General features: G+C 59.7%; 7 protein-coding genes and 4 pseudogenes. 4 read left to right on the top strand and 7 right to left on the bottom strand.

The annotated features are described in order from the left end of the window. The 4 genes and pseudogenes from QJT78_RS44890 to QJT78_RS44875 all read right to left on the bottom strand — a co-directional run. Positions 1 to 315 (bottom strand): hypothetical protein (locus QJT78_RS44890; RefSeq protein ID WP_281460643.1); only part of this gene is annotated, 315 nt, incomplete at its 3' end. Positions 316 to 743: 428 nt separating this feature from the next. Continuing rightward, positions 744 to 2,520: pseudogene (locus tag QJT78_RS44885) on the bottom strand (thiamine pyrophosphate-requiring protein). Beyond that, the gene (locus tag QJT78_RS44880) at positions 2,517 to 3,197 is read right to left on the bottom strand and encodes an aldo/keto reductase (protein ID WP_049808023.1); all 681 of its coding nucleotides are present in this window, start codon (positions 3,195 to 3,197) and stop codon (positions 2,517 to 2,519) included. Before QJT78_RS44880 ends, QJT78_RS44885 begins: the two are co-directional and overlap by 4 nt. Next, positions 3,140 to 3,541, bottom strand: coding sequence for an aldo/keto reductase (locus QJT78_RS44875; RefSeq protein WP_049808022.1), 402 nt, complete (start codon positions 3,539 to 3,541; stop codon positions 3,140 to 3,142). The genes QJT78_RS44880 and QJT78_RS44875 overlap by 58 nt, the downstream gene beginning before the upstream one ends. A 188-nt stretch (positions 3,542 to 3,729) precedes the next feature. Between QJT78_RS44875 and QJT78_RS44870 the strand changes: the two are divergent. Then, a pseudogene (locus tag QJT78_RS44870) lies at positions 3,730 to 6,254 on the top strand (excinuclease ABC subunit UvrA). 78 nt (positions 6,255 to 6,332) lie between these two features. Here the strand turns inward: QJT78_RS44870 and QJT78_RS44865 are convergent. Further along, positions 6,333 to 7,043 (bottom strand): hypothetical protein, encoded by a 711-nt coding sequence (locus tag QJT78_RS44865; RefSeq protein WP_244433266.1) that lies wholly within the window; start codon positions 7,041 to 7,043, stop codon positions 6,333 to 6,335. A 178-nt stretch (positions 7,044 to 7,221) separates the two neighbouring features. After that, a pseudogene (locus QJT78_RS44860) lies at positions 7,222 to 7,317 on the bottom strand (DNA ligase); the annotation flags it as partial. A gap of 240 nt (positions 7,318 to 7,557) precedes the next feature. Between QJT78_RS44860 and QJT78_RS44855 the strand changes: the two are divergent. Together QJT78_RS44855 and QJT78_RS44850 are read left to right on the top strand one after the other, a co-directional pair. Further along, positions 7,558 to 7,800: a hypothetical protein gene (locus QJT78_RS44855; protein ID WP_240537813.1), complete on the top strand. Its 243-nt coding sequence runs from the start codon at positions 7,558 to 7,560 to the stop codon at positions 7,798 to 7,800. An 8-nt stretch (positions 7,801 to 7,808) separates the two neighbouring features. After that, positions 7,809 to 9,365, top strand: coding sequence for an AMP-binding protein (locus QJT78_RS44850; protein ID WP_240537812.1), 1,557 nt, complete (start codon positions 7,809 to 7,811; stop codon positions 9,363 to 9,365). A gap of 160 nt (positions 9,366 to 9,525) precedes the next feature. Here QJT78_RS44850 and QJT78_RS44845 read toward each other — a convergent pair. Continuing rightward, positions 9,526 to 9,786 (bottom strand): annotated as a pseudogene (locus tag QJT78_RS44845) (cation:dicarboxylase symporter family transporter); the annotation flags it as partial. Between the two features lie 91 nt (positions 9,787 to 9,877). Here QJT78_RS44845 and QJT78_RS44840 point away from each other — a divergent pair. Then, complete coding sequence (locus tag QJT78_RS44840) at positions 9,878 to 10,159, top strand: hypothetical protein (RefSeq protein WP_162136559.1); 282 nt, start codon at positions 9,878 to 9,880, stop codon at positions 10,157 to 10,159. The last annotated feature ends 123 nt before the right edge of the window (positions 10,160 to 10,282 follow it).

Here is a 10,282-nt window from a genome sequence, read left to right as displayed (position 1 = left end):
GGCCGCGTTCACGTTGCCCTGGAAATCCAGACTGACATTGGTCGAGGCACCGCCTTTGCTGGCCTTTCCGCGCCAAACGCCGTTGTCGTCCTTCTTCAGGGATGTGACGTTACTGTAGCCCGCGTCCTCGATCTTCGACTTGGCCTGGCCCTCGGTGAAGCTGTTGGCGCCTTCAACCGGCTTGCTGGAATTGTTCTGGCCTGAACTGTTGACCGCATTGTTGTTGGGCCGATCGGTCGCCGGCGGATTTTGTGCGAACGACGGACCCGCCAGAAGCGAAGCAGCCGTCAGCAGCAAAAGAAATGTCTTTTTCATATCGTCCTCCTGTAGTGGCAAGGCCCAACATACGCTGAACTGAGAAGTTCCAAGTTTTCCCGGTCCGCAGGACTTGCATGGAGGATCTAAAAATGCATCTACAAGAAAGCGGGAGCGAGCTCCGGGGCGCGTACTTGAACCTATTAGAAGGAGAGCCCGGACGTGGTCCAACTCGGACCTAGGGCGACGTGCGCCAACGCGCCCCTGTCAGAAGTAATAGCGAACCTCGTACGAAGCGCAGCGCGGGGTTATAGTACATTTGCTGAGGCTGATGCGGCAGGCGCGGTATCCCAAAGCGCAACGCGTGATCCGCCCCTAGCTGTGTTCAGGCGTGCACCGTGTCTTTTGATTCGGAACACCGCATCGCCTTCGAAGTTGGAGTTAAGTAAGGTAGTCCGCAACGCGTTGAAGCGCCGCGGGCCCCAAATTCAATCTCTCTTGCCGAATAGGCCGTCAACAACTTGTCTTGCGGTGTCGCCGATGACACGGCCAGCGCCTCTGTCTCCTTTAGCCATCGCAGACATAAAGGAGCGGGCCTCCTTGAACGTGACGTGCGGCGGCAGCGGAGCCACCTCAGGATCTGTCTTCACTTCCAGGACGACAGGGCGTTCGCTCGAAAGCGCCTCCTGCCATGCGGATGCCAGGCGGCCCGGGGAATCAACGAAGATCCCCATGAGCCCGAGCATTTCGCCAAATTTGGCATAGGCAAAGTCGGGGATGTCCTGCGAAGTCTCGAATCTTGGGTTTCCCTCCATGACCCGCTGCTCCCAAGTGACTTCGTTGAGGTCCTGATTGTTGAATACACATACGATCCATCGCGGATCCGCCCAACGCTTGCAGTACTTCTGGACCGTGATGAGTTCGGCCATGTTGTTCATTTGCATTGCGCCATCGCCCACAATTGCGATGACCGGCCGGTCCGGATGGGCGAACTTGGCCCCGATGGCATAGGGGACTGCTGCGCCCATCGACGCCAAGCCTCCCGAAAGCGATGCAGCCTGGCCCTGCTGCACCCGGAAATCGCGGGCATACCAGTTCGCGCAGGATCCGCTGTCACTGGTCACGATGGCGTTAGCAGGTAGCAAGGGTGACATTTCCCAAACGACGTGCTGCGGATTGACGGGATTGGCTTCTGCCTTAGCCCGACCTTCCAGCTTCTTCCACCACCCAGTTATGTTGGTCTCGATCGCCTTCGCCCATTCCCGGTTCTCCTTGCGCTGGATTAGGGGCAGGAGCGCCTTAAGCGTTGCGGCGGCATCGCCGTGGAGGCTGACGTCGACCGGATACCGCAGCGACAGCATCGAGGCTTTGATGTCGATCTGGACGACGCGTACGGCCCCGTCTTTGGGTAAGAACTCCGACCAGGGAAAACCCGTGCCGACCATCAGGAGCGTATCGCAGCCTTGCATGAGATCCCAGCTTGGCTCGGTCCCGAGCAGGCCTATCGCGCCGGTAACGAACGGCAGGTCGTCTGGCAGCACATCTTTGCCTAGCAGTGCTTTGGCAACGCCGGCACCGAGCAAAGTCGCTATTTCGATCAGTTGGGGGGCAGCTCCACGAGCACCAGCGCCGACCAGAACGGCTACCTTCTTGCCGGCATTCAGGACCTCGGCTGCTCTGCATAGGTCCGCATCCTCTGGAATGATCTTGGGCTTGGAATAGCCCACGCCAGACCGCGTAAACCCGTGCGCCACTGCGGGCTCTTCGTACTCCTCGTCCTGATTATCTTTCGGCAAGATAACGACAGCAGGTGTGTTGTCGGCTTTCGCGACCCTGATGCTGCGCTCAAGGAGGTGCCGCACCTGGGGATGAAGCTTCCTGGACGAAGCCAGCGACGTCCGCAAACATCCGGTCTAAGTTAAGTTCCTGCTGGTAACTGGCATGTCGAACGGTTGCCTCAGCTTGCCCGCAGATAGCAAGAACGGGAGCATGGTCCAGTTTACCATCGTACAACCCCGTGATGAGATGAGTTGCTCCCGGACCGCCGGTCGACAAGCACACCCCTAATTCACCGGTGAACTTGGCGTGCGCGATCGCCATGAAGGCGGCCATTTCCTCGTGCGGCACCTGGATAAATTCAATGGTGTCGGCGCGCTGTAGCGCGCCGATCACACCATTGATGCCGTCGCCCGGATAGCCGTAGATCCGACGCACGCCCCAAGCGTGGAGCCGTTCGACTACAAAATCGCCGACCTTCATGCTCAAGCCTCCGAAATAGCAGGGAGCGAGGCGCTTTTCTCGATCAGGCCTTGTTGCTTGAGATCACGCCAGAAATCCGAAGGGATCTTGGCCTGGAGCGAATTCCAATCCTCCTGGATCTGTTGAGCGCTCCGTGCCCCCACGACCAGAGCGACCGCAACGTCGGCCGCCGCCGAAAACTGAAGTGCGGCAGTTCGGAGGTCTACGCCGTAACGAGAGGCGACCGTCCTGAGCTTCTCCTGCTTCTCGATGACAGCAGCGGGGATTTTGAAATTCTCCTTTCCGTAGTTGTAGCGCGGGCTTCCTGAGATGAAGCCGGCGTTCAGAGAGGAGCCGACGACAAGCGAGACGTTCTTTTTGCGCACGACCGGGAAAAGTTCGTTCACCGCACTTGCGTGATCGATCAACGAATATTGGCGGGCGCACAGACAGACGTCAGGATCCGCATCTTCCATGACTTTGAGGATGGGAAGCGGGGTATTCACGCCGATGCCCCAAGCGCGGATGACACCCTCATCACGCATTTTCGAGAGAGCCGGAAACGCGCCGTTACGGGCGATTTCGTACTGTTCTTCCCAGCCGTTCGGAAAGAAGGCGAAATCCGGTGAGATGTCGTGTACGAACGCTACGTCCAGGCTGTCGACGCCGAGGCGCTGCAGGCTGTCTTCGATCGAGCGGCGCACACCGTCCGCCGTATGTCGAAAATGATATCATTAGGCGAATCTGACAGCGGATAGAAATCCGCATGTTTGTTGTTCTTTGACGCCTTGAAAAGCTTCCCGACCTTCGACGAGAGCAGATAATCTTCGCGCTTCTGGTTGTGCAGAAAATGACCGAAGCGACGCTCGGAGAGTCCGAACCCATACCAAGGCGCCACATCGAAATATCGAACGCCCATCGCCCATGCGCCTTCGAGGGGTGCCTCGGCTTCCTTATCGGTATGCTTGTTGAACTCGTTGCCGAGGGAAACGCCACCGAGGCCGAAACGGAATTCCGGTTTGAAGATCTGTCGCGCGCGGTCATTCATAGAGAATCCTCAACATTTCTCGGGAATTGAACGACGGGCGCGAGAGCCGGTTCCTAGATGTTAAATCACAGGAGCTTGGGCTTTGGGCGCTGACGGGACGGCCAGTGACCGTTACGGAACCGGTCATTTCCCGGAGACTTTCCTCTTCGAGACGGCCATAGCGTTCCGCGAGTGGCGAGGAACCGTACATGGACAAGTCGCTGATCGGCGATAAGGGCGAGCGGAATATCCATACAGACGACGGTTTCGTCCGCGTCCGCGGAGCCCGCGAGCACAATCTGAAGGACGTTTCGCTCGAGATACCCCGAAATGCGCTCGTAGTGTTCACGGGCGTGTCCGGATCCGGGAAGTCGTCGCTCGCCTTCGGGACCTTGTACGCAGAGGCCCAGCGGCGTTACTTGGAATCGGTCTCACCGTACGCCCGCCGCCTTTTCCACCAAATGGCAGTGCCCGAAGTGGATTCGATCGAGGGGCTTCCCCCCGCAGTCGCTTTGCAGCAACAGCGAGGCTCGCCGACGACAAGGTCATCAGTCGGCAGCGTGACGACCCTGTCCAATCTGCTGCGGATGCTGTACTCGCGCGCCGGCGACTATCCGCAGCATCAACCGTTGCTGTATGCGGAGTCGTTCTCGCCCAACACGCCCGAGGGCGCTTGTCTCAATTGCCATGGCATTGGCCGAGTCCATGCTGTCGACGAACGCCAGCTCGTTCCCGACGATACGCTGACCATCCGAGAGCGGGCCGTAGCCGCGTGGCCAAGCGCCTGGCAAGGCCAAAATCTGCGCGATATTCTCGTCACCCTCGGCTACGACGTAGACAAGCCGTGGCGCGAATTGCCCAAGAAAGATCGGGACTGGATCCTGTTCACTGACGAGCAGCCGACGGTGCCGGTCTACGCGGGTTATACGCCTGCCGAGACGAGGCGGGCACTGAAGCGGAAGGAGGAGCCGAGCTATCAAGGTACTTTTACCGGCGCGCGCAAATACGTGCTGCAGACGTTCGCCACGACGCAGAGCGCTATGATGAAACGCCGGGTGGCGCAATTTCTGTCGAGCTCAAATTGCCCAGTCTGCAAGGGGAAGCGGCTTAAACCCGAACCGCTGTCTGTCACCTTCGCCGGAATGGACATTGCCGAGGTTTCGCGACTGCCGTTGAACCAGCTCCGCTTGTTGATCGGCGGGCATCTCGACAAGAAAAGGAATCAATTCGTCGGCCATCCTGAGAAGGCTCTCGTGGTGCAACGGATAACGGAGGACATGTCGGCACGCCTTGAAGTGCTACTTGATCTCGGTCTTGGCTATTTGACGCCCGAACGCAGCACGCCGACGCTGTCGCCAGGCGAGCTACAGCGGCTTCGATTGGCGACGCAGGTCCGCTCAAATCTGTTCGGAGTGGTCTATGTCCTGGATGAGCCCTCGGCGGGACTGCATCCGGCGGACACAGAAGCCTTGTTGCGCGCCCTCGACCGCCTGAAGTCGGCCGGCAACTCGCTCTTCGTCGTCGAACACGAGCTCGCCGTAGTGCGGCACGCCGATTGGATCGTCGACGTCGGCCCCGACGCAGGCGCGCAGGGAGGGCGTATTATGTACAGCGGTCCCCTGGCAGGACTGAAAGACGTGGAAGCGTCTCGGACGCGACCTTACCTCTGTGGCCAGCACGAGAGGGTGGCAAGGGCTCCACGAGACCCCCGCGGATGGCTCAAGCTTCGCGGTGTCACGCGCAACAATCTCAATCGGCTAGACACGGAAATTCCGCTCGGCGTGTTTACGAGCGTCACGGGGATTTCGGGATCCGGCAAGTCGAGCCTCATTAGTCAGTTTCTTGTCGATGCCGTGGGCGACGAACTGGGCCATCGCAAAGAGGCGGGCGACGAGGACGACAAGCTAGAGGCTTCGGTCGAAACCTTAGGTGGCAAGATTGCGGAAGGCCTCGATGACATCAAGCGATTGGTAGTAGTGGACCAGAAGCCGATCGGCCGCACGCCGAGATCGAACCTCGCGACTTACACCGGGCTGCTGGATCATGTTCGCAAGATATTCGCTTCAACCAAACAGGCGCGTGCAAGGCGCTATGACGCGGGAAGGTTCTCCTTCAATGTAGCGAAAGGCCGTTGCGAGACGTGCCAAGGGGAAGGCTTCGTCTGTGTCGAGCTTCTCTTCCTGCCGAGCGTTTATGCTCCCTGTCCGACCTGCAAAGGCGCGCGGTACAACGCCAAAACGTTGGAGGTCAAGATCGGGAACAAATCAATCGCTGACGTGCTGGCGTTGACTGTGGACGAAGCGTTCGAGTTCTTCAGCAGTGAAGATTTTCTACGTCGTTGTCTGGGCGTGCTTCGCGACGTCGGGCTCGGGTATATCCGGCTCGGTCAGTCAGCGACCGGTCAGGAGGTGAGGCGCAGCGGGTCAAGCTCGCCACCGAGCTGCAACGGGCGCAGCGTGGTCAGACACTCTACGTATTGGATGAACCGACGACCGGACTGCATCCCTCGGACGTCACCAAGCTGATGAGACAACTGCACGGCCTCGTCGCGGCGGGCAACACGGTCGTTGTGGTCGAGCACGACATGACGGTGGCTGCCGCCAGCGACTGGATCATCGACATCGGGCCCGGTGCCGGCGACGAAGGGGGTCGGATAGTGGCTTCAGGCACGCCGTCGCAGGTCGCGAAGAAATTGCGGAGCCGGACAGCGAATTATCTCGCAGCCGTTCTCTAACATCCTGAATCCGCGGACGTCGTTATGGGTTCGATTGGTGAGCGTCGCCGAGCTCGTGGTAGCCGGTCGCGAGACATTTCATTTAGCCTCTGCCGCCTTCAACGCCGCCAGGCGCTTATGTAGAAAGGCCAGGACCATGATTTCGTCGGGCGCCAGTTGCGCGTATTGCTTCTTGAATGTTTGAGCTATTTTCGCTTCGATCATATCGACGAATTCGCCGGACATGTAGGCAGTCAAGACCTCTGGATGTACGTAGCTCTTGCGGCAGATGGCAGGCGTGTTGCCGAATTGCTTCGCCACCTTCTCGATTGCGGCCACGACATTGCGCTTCGCTTCTGCCTGGCTATCGTACTCCTTGAATTCTGCCAGCGAGAGCGCTGCCTGCACAGTGCCGGCCCAAGTCCGGAAATCCTTTGCGGTGAAGTCCTGTTGAGTAATGTCTCGGATGTACTGGTTGACGTCGCCGGAATCGACCGTGCGCGACGCGGGATCGTCGTCCAGGTATTTGAAAAGTTTGTGCCCATGGATTTCGGCGCAGCGCTTCACGGCGGCGGTGATGGGCTTGTCATCGACCTGCAGTTTCCATTGCTTGCCCGACTTAACCGTGAAGTCGAACCGCAGAACGCCGCGTCCGATCGTCACGTGCTTGCGTCGCGTTAGTCCGTCGGACTTGTTCTGTTCAGCGTACTCGGTATTGCCGACGCGGATCAGGGTCTCCTCGAGCAAGCTCACGATCGTCGCCAGCACCTTCTCGCGCGGCAGGCCGTCTAACTTTAAGTCGGATGCCACGCGGGCGCGGAGATCGCAGCGCGGCCGCGAATTGCATCACACGCGCATACTTGTCCTGGTCTTGCAGCTCGCGCCATTTCGGGTGGTAGCGGTACTGCTTCCTTCCTCGGGCATCTAGACCGTCGTCTGTATATGACCGTTAGCAGCGGGCAAATCACACGGATTCGTAGGCCGGCGGAATGCCGTCCTTTCCGATGGCGACGAGTTCGCCGTCTATCACGGCATTGGCCCTAACGCCTTCGAGGGCTTCGGCGACCTCCGGGTAGCTGTGGCTGTGCGACTTCGCGGCGGCGGCGGTCAAGTCGCTGGTGGCTTCTATTGCCTGATCGGCCGTGGTGTGGTCTTCCACCTTCCCTTCGCTCTTGAGCTTTGCGGCTCTGTCCTCGTTCTTCTTTGCTGACTCTTCCTTATCGCCTGGAGTGGCGCATTGCGAACCGGCCTTGAGATCGCCCCTCACTTGAGCCTCGTCAGCTGAGTTCTGCTGAGATTTATCCTGCTGGAGCTTGTCCTCGCATTGCTCGGCCGACACGGTGGCGGCGACGCAAGACAAGGTCAGCGCGAAAGCGAGAAGCGCCCCGACGGCACGCTCGTGCTGCGGTCTCCGATCGAGTTCGAGACTCCCAAATGGTCGATCCTGGATTTCATTCCGGAGTGGGCGGAGAAGGCGCCGCAGCGCACATTTCTGGCCCAGCGCGGCCGCGACGGCGAATGGCAGGGATTTCCTATGCCGAACTATGGCAAAGGGTGCAGTCGGTAGGACAGGCCATGATCGATCTCGGAGCCAAACGTGGCGACAGGCTTGCGAGTTTATCCGGCAATTCAATCGAGCAGGCAATCGTCACCTTCGCGGCGATGTCGGTTGGGGTCGTCGTAGCGCCGATAACTCCGAACTACTCGCTGATGCCGGGCGGCCTGGCTCGCTTGCAGGATATCGCAGCGCTGCTTCGGCCCTCATTCGTTTTTGTGCAGAACAGTGAGACTTTCTCGGCCGCACGCAAGATTCCGGAGCTTGCGTCCGCGACCTGGATTATAGCTGATCAGAAGGCCGGATCCGTGTCGGTTCACTCGCTATACTTGAAGTCCCCCGGCCCGGAGTTCGAGCGGGCCTTTCGTTCGATCGACATTGAAGCAGCCGCAAAAATCCTGTTCACGTTCGGCTCGACCGGACTTCCGAAGGGCGTAATCAACACCCACAAGATGATGGCAAGTTCGCTGCAGATGGGTGCGTTGCTGGTATCGCCGCGTGAAGCGCCGGTGCAGGTCGAATGGCTGCCGTGGCATCACACGATGGGAAGCAAAGTCATCCTGCACGGCATTCTGAAGCATGGCGGCACGCTCTACATCGATGATGGGCGCCCGGTCCCGCAATTGTTTCACAAGACGATCGCCAATTTGAAGGACGTATCGCCGACGGCCATGTTCAACGTGCCGGCGGGATACACGCTGTTGTGCGAGGCGCTGGAAGCCGACCAGGATCTGCGAGCGAATTTTTTCCAGCAGCTCGACCGGGTGAGTTATGCAGGTGCAGCGATATCGCGGACCACGCTGGACAAGCTCTATCAGTTGGCGAAGGCATCGACGGGTAGGTTTATTCCTGTGATGGCAGGGTACGGCACCACCGAAACGGCGCCCACCATCGCCACCACGCATTGGGCGACCGACACGCCGGATGAGTTGGGACTTCCGGCGCCCGGGGTGGAATTGAAGCTCATCCCCGCCGGCGATACTTTTGAAGCCCGCGTGCGCGACCCTAACGTGACGCCAGGCTATCTCGGCCGGCCGGATTTGACGTCGGCGGCCTTCGATGAAGAGGGGTTCTACCGGGTCGGCGACACCATCTCGTTCATCGATCCTGCCAACCCGAGCCGTGGTCTGCGCTTCACCGGCCGGGTTTCCGAAAACTTCAAACTCGCCAACGGGACATGGGTGGCGGTCGGCAATCTTCGGGCCGCGGCACTGGCGGCCACCCACGGTGTCTTGCAGGACGTCGTCATTGCCGGCGAAAATCGTCAATCCTGCGCTGTGCTGACTTGGTTGAATCCGGTCATGGCCAGGCAGCACGCCGCCAACGCCGATGGAAACCTGAATTGCGACCCCGGCGTGATCGCTTTTCTCCAACAATGCCTCCGAACTTACAATACCAGTGTCGGAAGCAGCGAACGTATCTGCGCCTTCACGCTCCTTGACGAACCGCCCTCGCTGGCGGCCGGCGAGATCACCGACAAGGCTTACATCGATCAACGAGCCGTCCTCACCAACCGGGCGGCGCAGATGGAGCTGATCTATTCGTCCGAGCCATGCGGCCAGGTGATCGTCATTTAGGCGATTGCTCTACCGGAGTTCATCGCAGCCAGAGGGCATTGCCATATTCCAGTTGCAGCCGCTCCGTCGACTACAGCGCGACGTCGACGTTTGCGCGCGCCGATTTCAATGCGCGTGCCAGAACCGGGGCGTGGTATGCCGCCTTGGCAGGCGGACGGGACTAAGCCTGATTGCGAGAGGGCAGCGGGGTGCCATCGACCAGATCCGCCGGAACTGCCTCCTCGTCGGCGCCTGCCGCTCGGCCTTCGAGGACTGCGTTCAGTCGGGCCAGATCGAGTTCGCCCTCGGTCCGCGAGATCACGATCGTCGCCACGCCATTGCCGATCACGTTAACCAGCGCGCGGGCCTCGCTCATGAACCGGTCGATGCCGAGGATGAGCGCCATGCCCGCGACTGGGATGGTGGGGACAACCGACAGCGTCCGGAACCTTGCGAAGGATACTAAGTTCAATGAACCCCGCGCCGGGCTCGTTCGCCTGCGGCGTAAATAGCCAATATCAAGGAACCCCGCCGTGCATCGATCGATCGCAATCGCTTTCGCAATGACCTTTTCTTGCGTCGCCGCCACCGTGTCGGCCGAGCAATGCGAGGACAAGCTCCAGCAGGATAAATCTCAGCAGAACTCAGCCGACGAGGCCCAAGTGAGGGGCGATCTCAAGGCCGGTTCGCAATGCGCTACTCCAGGCGATAAGGAAGAGTCAGCAAAGAGGAACGAGGACAGAGCCGCAAAGCTCAAGAGCGAAGGGAAGGTGGAAGACCACACCACCACCGGCCAGCCACATACCAAGGAATAAGGCCAACGGCGTGCAGAGCTGGCCCCGGTTGTTTGGACAGCGCCCCGCTGGATTTAAGTGGATTCCTGCCGGGTTATGCTGAACGCGGGGCTTTACGGTTTTGTCGTTGCGTCGGGAGGGCGT

It is taken from the genome of Bradyrhizobium sp. Mp27, from assembly GCF_029953005.1.
Lineage (GTDB): Bacteria > Pseudomonadota > Alphaproteobacteria > Rhizobiales > Xanthobacteraceae > Bradyrhizobium > Bradyrhizobium barranii.
The sequence above is the reverse complement of the archived record's forward strand: the minus strand, read 5'-3'. Positions and strand labels throughout refer to the sequence as shown.

Excerpts from the sequence above, each read along its gene's own strand:
- QJT78_RS44875 (WP_049808022.1), bottom strand. The coding sequence starts at position 3,541 with ATGAATGACCGCGCGCGACAGATCTTCAAACCGGAATTCCGTTTCGGC.
- QJT78_RS44850 (WP_240537812.1), top strand. The coding sequence starts at position 7,809 with ATGATCGATCTCGGAGCCAAACGTGGCGACAGGCTTGCGAGTTTATCC.